Annotated in this window: 14 protein-coding genes and 3 pseudogenes; 12 read left to right on the top strand and 5 right to left on the bottom strand. The window is 70.7% G+C overall.

Going from position 1 to position 14,928, the window contains the following annotated elements; genetic code table 11:
• Positions 1–551: 551 nt before the first annotated feature.
• From ACWCRD_RS05295 to ACWCRD_RS05255, 9 genes and pseudogenes are all read left to right on the top strand, one after another.
• Complete coding sequence (locus ACWCRD_RS05295) at positions 552–1,088, top strand: DUF2617 family protein (protein ID WP_450964612.1); 537 nt, start codon at positions 552–554, stop codon at positions 1,086–1,088.
• A gap of 99 nt (positions 1,089–1,187) precedes the next feature.
• Entirely contained in the window at positions 1,188–2,822 is a 1,635-nt protein-coding gene (locus ACWCRD_RS05290; RefSeq protein WP_450964611.1) for a polyamine aminopropyltransferase, read from the top strand.
• Between the two features lie 224 nt (positions 2,823–3,046).
• Positions 3,047–3,559 carry a DUF7134 domain-containing protein gene (locus ACWCRD_RS05285; protein ID WP_450964610.1) on the top strand — a complete coding sequence of 171 codons (513 nt, stop codon included), beginning with the start codon at positions 3,047–3,049 and terminating at the stop codon, positions 3,557–3,559.
• A gap of 122 nt (positions 3,560–3,681) precedes the next feature.
• A complete protein-coding gene (locus ACWCRD_RS05280) occupies positions 3,682–4,578 on the top strand; it encodes an SRPBCC domain-containing protein (protein ID WP_450964609.1) in 897 nt (298 codons plus the stop codon).
• 33 nt (positions 4,579–4,611) lie between these two features.
• Complete coding sequence (locus ACWCRD_RS05275) at positions 4,612–5,400, top strand: aldose epimerase family protein (protein WP_450964608.1); 789 nt, start codon at positions 4,612–4,614, stop codon at positions 5,398–5,400.
• A gap of 10 nt (positions 5,401–5,410) precedes the next feature.
• Complete coding sequence (pyrE, locus tag ACWCRD_RS05270; RefSeq protein ID WP_450964607.1) at positions 5,411–5,962, top strand: orotate phosphoribosyltransferase; 552 nt, start codon at positions 5,411–5,413, stop codon at positions 5,960–5,962.
• A 178-nt stretch (positions 5,963–6,140) separates the two neighbouring features.
• Entirely contained in the window at positions 6,141–7,163 is a 1,023-nt protein-coding gene (gene fbaA, locus ACWCRD_RS05265) for a class II fructose-bisphosphate aldolase (RefSeq protein ID WP_450964606.1), read from the top strand.
• A 69-nt stretch (positions 7,164–7,232) separates the two neighbouring features.
• Complete coding sequence (locus tag ACWCRD_RS05260; protein ID WP_450964605.1) at positions 7,233–8,699, top strand: MFS transporter; 1,467 nt, start codon at positions 7,233–7,235, stop codon at positions 8,697–8,699.
• Positions 8,700–8,821: 122 nt separating this feature from the next.
• Positions 8,822–9,088 (top strand): annotated as a pseudogene (locus ACWCRD_RS05255) (DUF3151 domain-containing protein); the annotation flags it as partial.
• Positions 9,089–9,159: 71 nt separating this feature from the next.
• Here ACWCRD_RS05255 and ACWCRD_RS05250 read toward each other — a convergent pair.
• Positions 9,160–9,579, bottom strand: a complete 420-nt coding sequence (locus ACWCRD_RS05250; RefSeq protein ID WP_103545664.1) for a DUF3151 domain-containing protein — start codon at positions 9,577–9,579, stop codon at positions 9,160–9,162.
• 122 nt (positions 9,580–9,701) lie between these two features.
• Here ACWCRD_RS05250 and ACWCRD_RS05245 point away from each other — a divergent pair, with 122 nt between their 5' ends.
• On the top strand, positions 9,702–11,150 hold the full coding sequence (locus ACWCRD_RS05245; RefSeq protein WP_450964604.1) for a recombinase family protein: 1,449 nt from the start codon (positions 9,702–9,704) through the stop codon (positions 11,148–11,150).
• 418 nt (positions 11,151–11,568) lie between these two features.
• Here ACWCRD_RS05245 and ACWCRD_RS05240 read toward each other — a convergent pair whose 3' ends face one another.
• The 3 genes from ACWCRD_RS05240 to ACWCRD_RS05230 form a co-directional block, all read right to left on the bottom strand.
• Positions 11,569–11,913 (bottom strand): hypothetical protein, encoded by a 345-nt coding sequence (locus ACWCRD_RS05240; protein WP_450964603.1) that lies wholly within the window; start codon positions 11,911–11,913, stop codon positions 11,569–11,571.
• Positions 11,914–12,097: 184 nt separating this feature from the next.
• Complete coding sequence (locus ACWCRD_RS05235; protein ID WP_450964602.1) at positions 12,098–13,084, bottom strand: hypothetical protein; 987 nt, start codon at positions 13,082–13,084, stop codon at positions 12,098–12,100.
• 76 nt (positions 13,085–13,160) lie between these two features.
• On the bottom strand, positions 13,161–13,526 hold the full coding sequence (locus ACWCRD_RS05230; protein ID WP_450964601.1) for a hypothetical protein: 366 nt from the start codon (positions 13,524–13,526) through the stop codon (positions 13,161–13,163).
• Between the two features lie 122 nt (positions 13,527–13,648).
• On the opposite strand from ACWCRD_RS05230, the pseudogene ACWCRD_RS05225 reads away from it, so the two are divergent.
• Together ACWCRD_RS05225 and ACWCRD_RS05220 are read left to right on the top strand one after the other, a co-directional pair.
• A pseudogene (locus ACWCRD_RS05225) lies at positions 13,649–13,790 on the top strand (IS701 family transposase); the annotation flags it as partial.
• Between the two features lie 274 nt (positions 13,791–14,064).
• Positions 14,065–14,199, top strand: a pseudogene (locus tag ACWCRD_RS05220) (DUF3151 family protein); the annotation flags it as partial.
• 86 nt (positions 14,200–14,285) lie between these two features.
• On the opposite strand, the gene ACWCRD_RS05215 reads toward ACWCRD_RS05220, so the two are convergent.
• Positions 14,286–14,768, bottom strand: coding sequence for an SAM-dependent methyltransferase (locus tag ACWCRD_RS05215; protein WP_450964600.1), 483 nt, complete (start codon positions 14,766–14,768; stop codon positions 14,286–14,288).
• Positions 14,769–14,928 lie beyond the last annotated feature (160 nt).

Raw genomic sequence — 14,928 nt, 5'->3', positions numbered from 1 at the left:
ACGGCGGCTCTTCGGGCGGGCACCACTCCGGTGGTCACCACTCCGGGGGGCACCACTCCTGCGGGGGCGGTCACTCCTCCTGTGGTGGCGGGTCGTCCTGCGGGGGCGGGTCGTCCTGTGGTGGTGGCGGTGGATGCGGCGGAGGCAGCTGACACGGGGCAGCCGGGCTCATCGAGGGGGAGCCGCATATCCGCCCGTCACACCCGCCGAGCACCCGCCGGGGTCCGCGCCCCGGCGGGTGCCCGAATGCTCCGGCGCACGCAACGCCCGCCGTGGCGTACGCCGTGGTTGAACAGTTGAGCAGTGGAGCCCTCTGAGGGATGGAAACCCCACGAAGTTGGGTAAAAACGCTGTGACGGCGCCACCGTTCATGATTCCCTCTAAAACACCGGTGCGGTCCTCGGACGTCCTGCTGAGACCTTCCTGACCTCCCTGATCTCCCGACTGGGCCGACCGGGCCGTCCGGGCCGATCCCCCGGAGCCGCCCGGTGTGCCGGACCCCCCACGCCTTCCTCCTTACCTTTCTTTGTGTGCCAGCGGAGAGCCGACCCATGCTCACGACCCTGAACACCTCATACACCGACACGCGCGCGGCCGACCTCGCCTGGGCCCTTGGGCGTGAGCCGCTTCCCGCCCTGGCCACGCTCGATCTCGAACTGGCCGGGGCCAAGCTCCAGTTGAGACTCCTCGGCGCATCCCACCAGGTGCTCCTGGAGGAACAGCGGGGCACTTGTTCGGAGACGGTGGCGTGCATGCCGGGCAGCAGCACACCGCTGCCGCTGGGCGTCGCCAAACGGGTGGGCGACTGGGAGTACGAGTTCGCGGCCCGGGTGGAGGTCCTGTCACCGGGGTCGTTCGCGGGGCGCGCGCAGGAGCTGCTCGCGCTGGTCTCCGACCATCCGCACGGCCTTGCGGGCGTCTTCCCCGGCAGCCCGCACGCCTTCACCGCACTGCTGGCCCAGTGGCACGAGGGCCAGGTCCACTGGCGGACCTGGCACGCGTACCCGCAGGACGGGCAGTTGGTGGCCACATGGACCCGGGTGGGAGCCCGCGTTCCCGCGCCGCAGGTCGGTCCGCCGGACGCCTGACCCGAACACACGGCCTCAAACACGCGGGAACGAACTGTCCGGCAGTTCCACACGTGTGGGTGACGAAGCGTGAAGTTGCAGTGACGTAACGTCGCAGTCGTGATCGAACCGCACGCGCCGGCACCACCCGGCTCCCCGCCCCCCTGGGCGGGCCCGGCGCGGCTGCCCGTCCAGCCGAGCACCGGACGGTTCCTGGTGCTCGCATGCGTCTTCGTCTGCGCGGCCTGCGGACTCGTGTACGAGCTCGAACTCGTCGCCCTGGCCTCGTACTTGATCGGCGACTCGGTCACCCAGGCCTCGGTCGTCCTGTCGGTCATGGTGTTCGCCATGGGCATCGGCTCGCTCGCCGCCAAGCGTCTGCGTTGGCGTGCCGCGGCCGCCTTCGGCGCGATCGAGGCGACGCTCGCGCTGGTCGGCGGCTGCAGCGCGATGGCCCTGTACGCGGTGTTCGCATGGACCGGTGACTGGGGCGGCCTGTGGGCGAGCGGCCCGCGCTGGCTGCTGGTCGCCTTCTCCCTCACCATCGGTCTGCTGATCGGCGCCGAGGTTCCTCTCCTCATGGAGCTGATCCAGCGCATCCGGCGGCAGGACGCGGGCGGCGCGGTGGCCGACCTGTTCGCCGCGGACTACGTCGGCGCACTGGTCGGCGGTCTCGCCTTCCCCTTCCTGCTGCTGCCCCAGCTCGGCCAGTTGACCGGCGCGCTGATCACCGGCGCGGTCAACGCGGTCGCGGGCGGCACCCTCGTCCTCGGTCTGTTCCGCCGCGACCTCACCCGCCGTACCCGCTGGCTGCTGCTGATCGCCAACCTCACCGTGCTCGGCCTCCTCGCGACCGCCGCCGTCCTGGTCGACGACTTCGAACAGGCGGCCCGGCACGCCGTGTACGGCCACGACATGCGCGTGGCGCTGCAGACCGGCACCCAGGAGATCGTCCTCACCGGCGGCACCGACGGCCGCCCCCTCGCCCTGTACCTCGACGGCCGCCTGAGGGTCGGCAGCGACGAACTCCGATACCACGAAGCCCTGGTGCACCCCGCGATGAACGGCCCGCACGCGCGCGTGCTGATCCTCGGCGGCGGCGACGGCCTGGCCGCCCGCGAAGTGCTGCGCCACACGGGCGTACAGCGGGTGGACATCGTCGAACTCGACGCGGGAATCGTCCGGTTGGCCCGCCACGACCCGGCCCTGTCGAAGCTGAACCGCCACGCCTACGACGACCCGCGCGTGCGCGTGACGACCGCCGACGCCTTCCGCTGGCTGCGCACGGCGCCCACCTCGACGTACGACGTGGTGATCTCCGACCTCCCCGACCCGGGCATCACCGCCAGCACCAAGCTGTACTCCCAGGAGTTCTACGGCCTCGCCCGGCGCGCCCTCGCACCCGGTGGCCGCCTGGTCGTGCACGCGGGGCCGTTCGCCACCCGCCCGCGGGTGTTCTGGACGGTCGTGGCGACCCTGCGCGCCGCCGGTCTGCACACCGTCCCCTACCGGGTGGGCGGCCGCGACTCCGGCTTCGCCGCGGGCCCCGACCGCACGGCCGACGCCGCCCGCGGCCCGCGCGACTGGGGGTTCGTGCTGGCCGGCGCGGACACCCGCCCCCGCCTCCGTCTGGACCCGCACGAGCCGCACCCGCGCACCCTCACCCAGCGGACCCTGACCGCGGACGGCAGGGCCGCGGCGGCCACCCGCATCACGGGCCTGCCCGCGTCGACGCTGATCCACCCCCGGTACTGAAGGCGGCCACGGACGGCGGCCCGTCCCGTCCCCCGAGCTCGGGACGAACCGCCGTGCGCCTCCCCCCTCAGCACCGAGAATCTACGGGCGTCCCCGTCCGCCCCGAATCCCGCAGCGGATGGATCCGCGGCCCAACCCCTGCGGTAACCGGGCGGTTCCTGCAACTTCCGTGGTACTGCCGGAGGTTGACGCCCCGACCCGCGCACCGGGGTTACGCTGCGGCGATGCGGATCCACCCACTCGCCGCCGACGGTCTCATCGCCACGGCGCTGACGACCGTGGCCGTCCTGCTCGGCAGGGAAGCCGTCGCGCAGGGGTGGCCCGCACTCGACCCGCTCGCCTGGATACTCGTCCTCGTGGCGACTCTGCCGCTCGCCCTGCGCACCAAGGCCCCGGTGACCGTCTTCGCCTTCGTCCACGCGGTCGGCGTCCTCTACATCAGCCTCGGCTACTGGCCGGTGGTCATCACCTTCGGACCCATGCTCGCCGTCTACACCGTGGCGTCAGTGCGCCCGGCCCGCACCACGGCGGTCTGCGCCGCGGTGATGGGCGGCGTCTGGGTCTACGCCGGGCTGGTGACCGACGGCAGTTCGATGGCGTCGGTGCTCGCCCAGGCGGTCGCCTACCCGCTGGTGTATCTGAACCGGACGATGACGAAACTGGGACTGGCGAGCCGGGCGCAGGTGGTGGTCGTGGCATATGAGACGGGGCTGGTGATGCCCGGGGGGACGGCTTAGCGCCGGACAGCTCCTTTCAGCCCGTCCGGCCACTTTCAGCCCCCAGCAGGCCGACACCGACGCGCGCTCACTTTCGACCAACACGGGTGCATGACCCGGCCATCTAGGTAGGCTCGGCCGACATGGAGCATGAGGTGTTCGTTCCGGTTCCGGCCGCACGGCTGAAAGAAACCCTCGCCGACCCCGCGCAGGTGGCCCGGGCGGTTCCCGGGCTCCAGCAGGACGCGGGCGCCGAGCCCGTCACCGGACGGCTGAAAATGCGCGTCGGCAGCCACTCCGTCACCTACCGCGGCACTGTCCGCATCACCGCGCAGGACGACGGTTCGTACGCCGCCGAGGGCGACGCCACCGAGACCCGCGGCACCGGCTCGGTCAAGCTCGCCCTCACCCTCCGCGTGGAGGAGGCCGAGGGCGGCTCCCGGCTGACCTTCGAGGGCACGGCCTCCGCGGACGGCCGCCTCACCGAACTGCCGGCCGAGCAGGTCGCCTCGGCCGCGACCCGCCTGCTGAACCGTTTCGCGGAGAGCCTGGCGGCGGGCGCGGAAGAGGGGGCGCAGGAGCAGCCCGCGGCGCCCCAGGAACCCGAGGAACCCGAGGAAACCGAGGAACCCGAGGAACCCGAGGAAACCGAGCCCCTCGTCACCCAGGAGTTCGAGCCCAAGGCGACCAGCGACTTCGAAACGACCCCGGACGCCGACGACGCGCCTGCCCCCGCCGCCGAGCACACCTCCGTCTACGACACCGAGGTCCCCCCACCGCCCCTCGACCCGCTCGCCGAGGACACGGGGGACAGTGACGACGTGGGCGCACCCCCCGCCGAAGCGGCCCACGCCCGCCGCACGATGATCGGCCGCAGCGCGGAGGAGGTCGACCACGCCCCGCCCCGCGGCCGCTACGCCCCGGTCCCCGCCCCGCAGACGGTCTCCCCGGGCTCCTCCCTGCGCTGGGCGGCCCCCGCGGCGGCCCTCGTGGTCGCGTCCGCGATCGTCGTGGGCCGGCTGCTGCGCAGGCGTCACTGACGGCGGTCTTGATCGCCCCAGTAGGGTCGTCCCGTGAGTAACGAAGACATCACGCTGACCGCGGGCGACGCGGAGGTGACCGTGCAGCCGGGCAACGGCGGCCGGGTCTCAGGACTGCGCGTCGGCGGCATGGAACTGCTCCGCCAGGGCGAACGGTTCGGCTGCTTCCCGATGGTCCCCTGGTGCGGGCGGATCCGCGACGGCCGTTTCCGGGACGGCGCCACCGTCCAACAGATGCCGCTCAACTCCCCGCCGCACGCCATCCACGGCACCGTCCGCGACGGCGCCTGGCACCCCGCGCGCGTGAACACCGACGAGGCCGTCCTCACGTACGACCTGGTCGACCCCTGGCCCTACGCGGGGCGCGTCACCCAGCAGTACGCGCTCACGCCCGACGCCCTGACCCTGACGATGTCCGTGGAGACGATCGACTCCTCCTTCCCGGCGCAGATCGGCTGGCACCCCTGGTTCAACCGGAACCTCGGGGGCAAGGACGTACAGCTCGACTTCACTCCCGCCTGGCAGGAGGAGCGCGGCGAGGACCATCTGCCCACCGGCAACCGCGTCGACCCGCGCCCCGGCCCCTGGGACGACTGCTTCGGCATGCCCGGCGGCGTCGACGTCACCCTCACCTGGCCGGGGCAGCTGGAGCTGAAGGTCACCAGCCGCGAGGAGTGGGTCGTCGTCTACGACGAGCAGCAGGAGGCGGTCTGCGTGGAACCCCAGACCGGCCCGCCCAACGGCCTGAACACCCTGCCGCGCCTGGTCACGCCGCTGGAGCCGCTCGAGGCCTCGACCACCTGGACCTGGCACCGCCTTTAAGCTGGGCGGCATGACGACGGACGTACGTGGCGAGCTGCTGCAGCAGATCAAGGACAAGGCCGTGGTGCACGGCAAGGTGACCCTCTCCTCGGGTCTGGAGGCCGACTACTACATCGACCTGCGCCGCATCACCCTTGATGGTGAGGCCGCCCCGCTGGTCGGACAGGTGCTCCTGGACCTGACCGCCGACCTCGACTTCGACGCGGTGGGCGGTCTCACCATGGGCGCCGACCCGGTCGCGGCGGCCGTCCTGCACGCGGCCGCCGCCCGCGGCAAGCGCGTCGACGCCTTCGTCGTGCGGAAGGCGGCCAAGGCGCACGGGCTGCAGCGCCGCGTCGAGGGCCCGGAGATCAAGGGCCGCCGGGTGCTGGTCGTCGAGGACACCTCCACCACCGGCGGCTCCCCGCTGACCGCCGTCGAGGCGGTGCGTGAGGCCGGCGCCGAGGTCGTCGCCGTCGCGACCATCGTGGACCGGGCCACCGGCGCCGCCGAGAAGATCCAGGAGGGCGCGGGAGTGCCGTACCTCTTCGCCTACTCCAAGGACGACCTGGGCCTCGACTGACGCCCCCGGCCGGGCTACTCCCGGGTACCCCGGCCGCGTTGTCCACAAGACGGACACGGCGGGCAAAGCATCAGGCCAAGTCTGGAAAGATGGGCCCGACGATGACGTCACCACCCAAGGTCTAGGTCAGGGCCGCAGTACGCAGCACGCCAACCCGCACATACCAAGGAGCGGACAGATGCCCATCGCAACTCCCGAGGTCTACAACGAGATGCTGGACCGGGCGAAGGCAGGCAAGTTCGCCTACCCGGCGATCAACGTGACCTCGACCCAGACCCTGCACGCGGCCCTGCGCGGTTTCGCGGAGGCGGAGAGCGACGGCATCATCCAGATCTCGACGGGTGGCGCCGAGTTCCTGGGCGGTCAGTACAGCAAGGAGATGGTGACCGGCGCGGTCGCCCTCGCCGAGTTCGCGCACATCGTGGCCGAGAAGTACCCGGTCACGGTCGCCCTGCACACGGACCACTGCCCCAAGGACAAGCTCGACGGGTACGTACGTCCGCTGCTCGCGATCTCCGAGGAGCGCGTGAAGGCCGGCGGCAACCCGCTCTTCCAGTCGCACATGTGGGACGGCTCCGCGGAGACCCTCGCCGACAACCTGGCCATCGCCCAGGAGCTCCTGGAGCGCGCCCGCGCCGCGAAGATCATCCTCGAGGTCGAGATCACCCCGACCGGCGGCGAGGAGGACGGCGTCTCCCACGAGATCAACGACTCCCTGTACACGACGGTCGACGACGCCATCCGCACGGCCGAGGCGCTGGGCCTCGGCGAGAAGGGCCGCTACCTGCTGGCCGCGTCCTTCGGCAATGTGCACGGCGTGTACAAGCCGGGCAACGTCGTCCTGCGCCCCGAGCTCCTGAAGGAGCTCAACGAGGGCGTGGGTTCCAAGTACGGCAAGCAGTCCCCGTTCGACTTCGTCTTCCACGGCGGCTCCGGCTCCACGGCCGAGGAGATCGCCACCGCGCTGGACAACGGCGTCGTGAAGATGAACCTCGACACCGACACCCAGTACGCCTTCACCCGCCCGGTCGCGGACCACATGTTCCGCAACTACGACGGCGTCCTGAAGGTCGACGGCGAGGTCGGCTCCAAGAAGACCTACGACCCGCGCACCTGGGGCAAGCTGGCCGAGGCGAGCATGGCCAGGCGCGTGACCGAGGCCTGCGCCAACCTGCGCTCCACGGGCACGAAGATCAAGTAAGGCCGTCGTACACGAAGGTCTTTGGCGAGCCCGGTGCCTCGGCACCGGGCTCCCTGTATACCTGGGGGCATGCCCGACGTCCGGATCGCCACCCCGCAGGGCAAGTGGATCCTGCTGACCACCGTGCTCGGCTCCAGCATGGCCCTGCTGGACTCGACCGTCGTCAATGTCGCCCTGCCGCGCATCGGCCGCGACCTGGACGCGAACCTCGCCGCCCTCCAGTGGACGGTCAACGCGTACATGCTGACGCTGGCCGGGCTGATCCTGCTCGGCGGCTCCCTGGGCGACCACTACGGCCGCCGCAAGGTCTTCGTGATCGGCGTGGTGTGGTTCGCGGCGGCGTCCCTGCTGTGCGGTCTCGCGCCGAGCGCGGGCGTGCTCGTCGCGGCCCGCGCGCTGCAGGGGGTCGGCGGGGCACTCCTCACGCCCGGTTCCCTCGCGCTGATCCAGGCGTCCTTCCACCCGGACGACCGGGGGCGGGCGGTGGGCCTGTGGTCCGGCTTCGGCGGGATCGGCGCGGCCGTCGGCCCCTTCCTGGGCGGCTGGCTGGTGGACGGCCCGGGCTGGCGCTGGGTCTTCCTGCTCAACGTCCCGCTGGCGCTGCTGTGCGCCCCCATCGCCGTACGCCACGTCCCCGAGTCCGCCGACGGCCGCACGCACGGCCGCTTCGACGTGCTCGGCGCGGTCCTCGGCGCCCTCGCGCTCGCCCTGGTGACATACGCCCTGATCGAGGCCCGGCAGGGCTCCCTCGTGGTCGCCGTCACCGCGGTGGCCGGGCTGGGCGCGGGCGTGGCCTTCGTGTACGTCGAGAAGCACCGCCCGGACCCGATGATGCCGCCGGCCATCTTCAAGTCCCGCGAGTTCACGGCCGTCAACCTGGTCACGCTCTGCGTCTACGCGGCCTTCGGCGGCTTCTTCTTCCTCACCGCCCTGCAGCTCCAGGTCGCCGTGGGCTGGTCACCGCTCGCCGCCGGCACGGCCCTGCTTCCGACGACCGCCCTGATGCTGCTGTTCTCCGCACGCTCGGGCGCTCTCGCCGACCGCATCGGGCCGCGCATCCCGCTCACCGTCGGCCCGCTCCTGTGCGCGGCCGGGATGCTGCTGATGCTGAGGGTCGGCCCGGGCGCCTCGTACGTGCTCGACGTCCTGCCCGCGGTCCTGGTCCTCGGCGCGGGCATGGTCACCCTGGTGGCACCGCTGACGGCCACCGTCCTCGCCTCCGTGGACACCGCGCGGGCGGGCCTGGCCAGCGGCATCAACAACGCGGCGGCCCGCGCGGCCGGCCTGATCGCGGTGGCCGCACTGCCGCTGCTCGCCGGGATGGGCCCGGAGGCGTATCTCTCCCCGGGCGCCTTCGACGACGCCTTCCACCGGGCGATGCTGCTGTGCGCGGGGGTCCTGGTGATCGGCTCGGTCGTCGCCTTCGCGACGATACGACCGCTGCCGCCCGGCTGCCGCCGCCCGGAGTGCCGTACGCACGGCTCGGTGACGGCGCCGCCGCTGGAGGGGACGCGCGCGCAGAAGCGGATCGCGTGACCGAGGCTTTTCAGCCAGGGTCGGCTGCAACCAGCCCGTCCGGCGTTTGAGGACCAGGCCCCTCAAGGGCCGAAGCGGGGGCCTGGGGGCGGCAGCCCCCAGCAGGGGCGACACTGGTTCACATGTCGATTCACGAGAACCTTCTCGGGGGCCCGCCCCCGACCCACCTCCCCGACGACCCCGCGCCCCGCGAGCTGCTGGCGGGCGGCACCGCGCCCGCGGACGTCGCCGCCAAGTACCCCACGTCCTCACTGGCCTGGGCCCAGCTGGCCGACGAGGCGTTCGAGCGGGGCAGCGTCGTGGAGTCGTACGCCTACGCCCGCACGGGCTACCACCGCGGCCTGGACGCTCTGCGCCGCAGCGGCTGGAAGGGCCACGGCCCGGTGCCCGTATCGTTTCTGTATTCCGTGCCGCCGCCGCTGTCTGAGTGACGGCGGCACAGACGTTTCAACTGCGGTGACTACCGCTTCAGTTCGGTGTATGCCTCGGCGCTGCTGTCCTTGAGGAACTGCCAGCAACGCTCCGTCTCGTCCTTCTCGTCGATCTCGCCGGCGGCACGGGCGAGGGCCGCGAGACAGCGCAGGAACCCGCGATTGGCCCGGTGGTCCCAAGGGATGGGGCCGTGCCCCTTCCACCCGGCTCGGCGCAGCGAGTCCAGACCGCGGTGATAGCCGGTGCGCGCGTAGGCGTACGACTCGATCACTCGCCCCGCCTCGAAGGCGTCGTCGGCGAGCATGGCCCAGGCGAGCGAGAACGTGGGGTACTTCGCCGCCACCTCGGCCGGTGACCGGGACTCCTCGCCCAGCAGGCGGTACGCCTCTTCGTTCTCCGGGAGGTATGTCGGATCCGGACCGCCGAGCAGGTTCTTGTGCGTCGTCATGCCGCCAGTCTGCCACTTGTGGCCAGGCGTTCGGGACGTCCGCACGAGGAATCGGCCGTGGCCCGAGGGTAAATGAGAACGGCGGTTGATGTACCTGATCGCGATGTGCGACGATCCGGCGCATGGCAGCACGACGGGGGTCCTCCGGGGCCATACAGGTGGGCATCTACACCCGGATCAGCAAGGACGACGAGGCCGAAGGGCTGGGCGTCGCGCGGCAGGAGGAGGACTGCCGACTGCACTGTGCCGCCAGGGGCTGGGAGGTGGCCAGGGTCTATGAGGACAACGACCTCTCGGCGTACAAGCGCAAGACCGTGCGCCCGGAGTTCCGCCAGATGCTGGAGGATCTCAAGGCGGGGCGGATCGACGGAGTCGTCGCCTGGGACATCGACCGCTTCACACGCCAGCCACGCGAACTGGAGGCGTGGATCGACGAGTACGAGGATGCCGAGCGCCGCAAGCGCCACCTCGTCTTCGACTCCGTCTCGGCGTCGGACATCGACCTGTCCACGGAGAACGGCCGGTTCATCGCGCGGATCAAGGTGACCATCGCCAACAAGTCCTCGGCGGACACGTCGAAGCGGACGAAGCGCAAACACCTGGAACTTGCAGCGAAGGGCAAGCTGCCGGGCGGCCGGGCGCCGTACGGCTGGAACCGCGAGGATCGCAGGACGCTGGTACCCGACGAGGCGGAGAACCTCCGCAAGGCCGTGCGGGACTTCCTGGGCGGCGTCCGATGGGCGTCCATCGCGCGAGAGTGGCGTGACAAGGGGGTCAGGTCGCACAGCGGTGGCGTCTTCGACGACTCCAAGATCAAGCGCATGCTCGTGAACCCGCGGATCTGCGGTTACCGGATGCACCAGGGGGAGTTGTTCCTGGACGAGCACGGTGCCCCTGTCGTCGGCGACTGGGAGCCGATCGTCACCCCCGACGAGTGGTACCTGCTCATGGAGAAGGTCCGGAAGGAGTCGGAGGGTCGCACCGCACGGGACTACGCCACCAAGTATCTGCTCTCCGGTATCGCTCGGTGCGGTCGATGCGGCGCCAAGATGCGGGCCTTCCCGTCCTACCGGAAGTCGAAGACGTCATCCCAGTTCCGGTACGCGTGCCCGGGCAAGAACGACGGGGGATGCGGGGGAGTGGCCAGGGCCGGCGAACCGGTCGACCGCCTCATCAGGAACGCCGTGTTCCTCAGCTCGGACAAGGCGCTGGCGCACGTGCGCCAGCGCCCGCCGGAGTGGACGAAGGAGGAGCAACTCGCCTCCCTGGAACGGGACATGGCGGAGTTCAAGCAGGCGTGGCAGGAGAAGCGCATGTCGGCCGCTCGCTACATCGCGCTCACCGAGGACCTGGAGAAACAGATCGCGGAACTGCACCGGGAACGTGCGCTGCACCGCGCCGAGGTCGCGACCTTCGAAGTCGGGCCCATCGACATAAGGGAGCGGTGGGAGAAGCTGACGATCGAGCAGCAGCGCGCGGCTGTCCTCAAGGTCTTCCGTGCGGTCGTCGTCAAGCCCGCTTCGAACGGGCCGATCTTCGAGCCGGCGGACATCGAGCCAGTGCTCAGGTGACGTGGAGAAGCCGGGCTCCGTTGTGGATGGGGCCCGGCTTCGTTCGTTCACGCGCGGTCCATGCCGAAGATCCGGAGCAGGTCATCGACCCACTCCTCGTCCCGTTCGGGGAGCTGAGCCTCCAGTCGGCGCAGCCACTCGCCCTCAGTCAAAGAGCCTGACCTCCCGCGCCGCACTGCCGTGGCCGCCGGATGGGCGGAAACGCGGCGGGGGGACACGGTGAGGCAGGCATGGGAGGCCGGACGTCCGATTGCGGGGTAAATGCGGGTGCAAGCGGAATTGCAGGTTGGCGCAAGGGGTGAGTCCCCTTCTGGCGGGCGTGGCGCGGCAACGCCGGACCGCCGGTCGATCACTGGGGATGGGGTGAGGTGCCCGTGCCGGGGGTTTGCGGGCCCAGGACGGGAGTAGAGGCGGGAGGCTATGCCTCGTCGGCGTCGTGGTCGCCGGGCGGTGGCCCGTACGTCTGCAGCAGGTGCTTGGTGGACGCCTCGGCGAGGGCGTTGGAGACCATGACGTCCGCTTCCTCGCTCACGTCGGGGTGCTCGGTGAGGTAGGCGTCGAGGGCGTCGCGCGCTCTGGCGAAGGCGGCGTTGGCGCGCTGGGTCTCGCGGAAGGCGTCGACGACCTCGTCGATCAGTTCCATGGCGCGGGCCTGGGCGGCGAGTTGCGGGGGGCCGACGAGGTTGCGCAGGTCGATGCCGAAGACCTCGGCGAAGCCGCACACCTCGTGCCGTTTGGCCCGGGTATCCGTCCGGCGCGTCACGGACGATCTCGTACGGATCGGCGTCACCGACAGATGCCACGCCCCGTCGAGAATGGATCTGGTCGCCGATGGCGATGAGAGGTGCGCGGCCTGGTAGAAGGAGCAGTGGCGGACTTGGTGGCTGCGTTTTCCGGCCCCGCTTCGGAACCGAGCTTCCTGACCGAGTCATGCCTGCGTTGGGGGCTCAGTTGCAGTCGCCGGCCGCGGTGCAGTCTGCCCAGCGTTTGCGGCCGGACGTGTCGAGTCCGTACTGGATGTGCTGTAGCGGATGGAGCGGGGCGGCCTCGATGGTGAACGGCTTGCCGGCATTGTCGACTACCTGGGCGGATTGGCCGGACGCGGTGGCGAAGCCGACCTTGAATCGCCAAGTGCAGGACTTGCCCGCCTCACCAGTCGCCTGGACGTCGAGGGCTCCTGGGGTGGCGCCAGCACCGAGATCGATCTGGTGACTGCTGAAATAGGGGCCCGTCGGTTCGCCTGAGCTGTTCACCCCGGCGAGTGGCACGTGCGGTTTCAGCAGGGAGAATGCGACGGTCGGAACCGCATCGTCGCCCTCGCTGGCGAAGTCGATCACTGTCAGAGCGGTGCTCGGCGTGCAGGCGATCTGTTCAGGCTGCATGCTCTGGATGCTCAGGCTTGTGCTGGTATCGCGCAGGAACAGCAGCTTGAAGGTCATCCGGGGCCCGGTCGCCCAGTTGTCCGACGCGATCCGCGCCCCGAGGGGGCGCAGATAGTCCCACACTGCCTGCCCGTCGAGTCCGTCCAGTCGCTCAAGGCCGGCGATTTGACTCGGCGTTAGCGTGTGATCGAGGACAAATGCCCATTGCGAGCCGGTCGCGATCGGATCGAGCTCGCTGCCCGGGAATGACGACCGGGCGACGAACGGCGGTCCCGCACTGGCCGCCGACGTCGTGGGACTGCCCGCAGGAGCCGTCGTGGCACTGGCCGCAGGAGCCGTCGTGGTGTCTGTGCTGTACGCGGATGACGGCGTGGTGCGCTGCGTCTGCGGGGTGTCCGCGGTGTGCTGGCCGCTCTCCCACCACAGGGCCCGGAAACCAGCGGCGCTCAGGACGAGTATGCCGACGACGAGCAACGCCAGCCCTTTCCGGCTGATGCCCCGGCCAGGGCCGCTGTTCGGGCCCAGGTAGTTGTTGATCTCTGTGGTGCTCACGTCCCGGCCGGCCATGATGTTCCTGCCGTGTGGCCTGACGTTCGCCCGCTGTGACACCTGCCGTCGCGGCGGCTGCTCACTCCCACTCATGGTCGGGCCGCCCATCGGGGCGCTCGCCGTGGCGACGGATGCGTACGTCTCGACCGGCCATGATGTTCGTGCCGCTGCGGCCCACTTTCGCCCGCTGCGTGACCCTCTTGCCCTCGGCCGGTGCGAGATTCCGCGCGGCGCCGCCGTCTCCGTCGACTGCTTCCTCACGGCCGGCCCACCAGGCCAGCCCACCACCGACTCCGGTGCCGAGGAACGCGGCGACCGTGAGCGCGACCAACCACCGGTCGCTCTCGGCGTCAGGTGTCCACGGGAAGCGGACACCCATCAGTAGCGCGGCGCAGCCCACGAACACCAGCAGTGACACGAGTACCGCAGTTGCCCAGCGGCCCATCCGAACCATTGATCCCCCGATCGTGCGCGATCGACCGCAAGCAGGATAGGCCGGTGCCAGCACCCTTTGAATGATGTCTCGTCAAGTGGCCGCAATATTCCAGGTTTCCAAGCAAGTCGTAGATCTGCCGCCTGTTCATCGCGCTCGTCGTCCGGCCCGTCGGGAACGCGGCCCCACCACCTTTCCTGGTGCGACCGGCGCCGCCGCCATCAAGCAAGATCACGCGCCAGCCATTACCAGCGACAAGTCGTATCCCAGACATGAAGGTCACGATGTACAGCTGGAGTGTTGGGCGTACTCCGTTCCCTCCGAGTCCCGCGCCGACGAGACAGCCGCCCAGCCGGCCTATAGCGAAGCCCTCGGCTGACGCCCCGACCGCGCCCGCGGGATGCTCGCGCACGCCGGAACCGGACAGCGGACAGGTATCGATCTGGACCGAACCCGGCTCGGGGCGAAGAGGCCCACGGTTCAGATTTCGTCTGCTCGAGAGGGAACCGGGAACCCGTTCGCCGCGTTGCTCGGCCTCGGGGAGCACTAGCCGAACCGCGGCTTCCTGCGCGCCCTGCACGCCCTCGCCCGCGCCGCCGGTTCCATCGGCGAGCAGGAGGAGTACGAGCGCTGCACCCAGTTCCTGAAGGACTCCTCGCCGACGGCGGCCCAGACCCTGGGCTAGCGGTCCGCCGCGGTTTCCTCTCGGGCCCGCCCGGTGCGACCGGGCGGGCCTTGTGCCGCGCTGAGCAGTGGCTTTCGGAGGGCGGATCAGTAGTAGCGGCTCATGATGTCGGTGGCCCAGTCCGGCTGGGTGGTGGCGCCCTGGGGACCGAACTCGCTCATGTAGGGCTTGATGTCCAGGACGGGGGTGCCGTCGACGGCGTCGAGGCCCTGGACGTGCAGGTCGAGTCCGTCGGTGCGCACCAGGCGGCAGCGGGAGACACCGAGGCGGTTGGGGCGGTTCTTGCCGCGCTGCGCGAAGATGCCGACCATCGGCCAGTCGGTGTTGCCGCGCGGATGGCGGGCACCGGTCTCGATCCTCGCCACGGGCACGCGGTCGAAGTGGTAGACGATCTCCAGGTGGGAGAAGGCGTCCAGGCCCGCCAGCGCATCCGCGTCGAACTGGTCGCCGTCCAGGCGGATGACGGCCTCGACCTTCCCCCAGTCGTCGTCACGGACCTCCTCGCGTCCGCCGACCACCCGGCCCACCGGGACGGAGACCACCTCGGACGAGGTGCTCTTCTCAGACATCAGCCGTGCCTTTCGTCAAAGGGTTCGACAACGGGTCCTGTGCGCGCCGAGCGTACTGCGGGCCCTGCGGCGACTCGACGAGCCGGTGACCGGGCGGGCCTTGCGTTCCGGGCGGACCATCGAAGAAGATGCCCGGCGGGGACCGGGGCCCCCGTGTCGG

The organism is Streptomyces sp. NPDC002092, assembly GCF_053593775.1.
This window is presented reverse-complemented; position numbering and strand designations above follow the sequence as displayed.

Coding starts and splice junctions, on each gene's coding strand:
- ACWCRD_RS05295 (WP_450964612.1), top strand. CDS start 552: ATGCTCACGACCCTGAACACCTCATACACCGACACGCGCGCGGCCGAC.
- ACWCRD_RS05285 (WP_450964610.1), top strand. CDS start 3,047: ATGCGGATCCACCCACTCGCCGCCGACGGTCTCATCGCCACGGCGCTG.
- ACWCRD_RS05280 (WP_450964609.1), top strand. CDS start 3,682: ATGGAGCATGAGGTGTTCGTTCCGGTTCCGGCCGCACGGCTGAAAGAA.
- pyrE (WP_450964607.1), top strand. CDS start 5,411: ATGACGACGGACGTACGTGGCGAGCTGCTGCAGCAGATCAAGGACAAG.
- fbaA (WP_450964606.1), top strand. CDS start 6,141: ATGCCCATCGCAACTCCCGAGGTCTACAACGAGATGCTGGACCGGGCG.
- ACWCRD_RS05260 (WP_450964605.1), top strand. CDS start 7,233: ATGCCCGACGTCCGGATCGCCACCCCGCAGGGCAAGTGGATCCTGCTG.
- ACWCRD_RS05250 (WP_103545664.1), bottom strand. CDS start 9,579: ATGACGACGCACAAGAACCTGCTCGGCGGTCCGGATCCGACATACCTC.
- ACWCRD_RS05245 (WP_450964604.1), top strand. CDS start 9,702: ATGGCAGCACGACGGGGGTCCTCCGGGGCCATACAGGTGGGCATCTAC.
- ACWCRD_RS05230 (WP_450964601.1), bottom strand. CDS start 13,526: ATGGGCCGCTGGGCAACTGCGGTACTCGTGTCACTGCTGGTGTTCGTG.
- ACWCRD_RS05215 (WP_450964600.1), bottom strand. CDS start 14,768: ATGTCTGAGAAGAGCACCTCGTCCGAGGTGGTCTCCGTCCCGGTGGGC.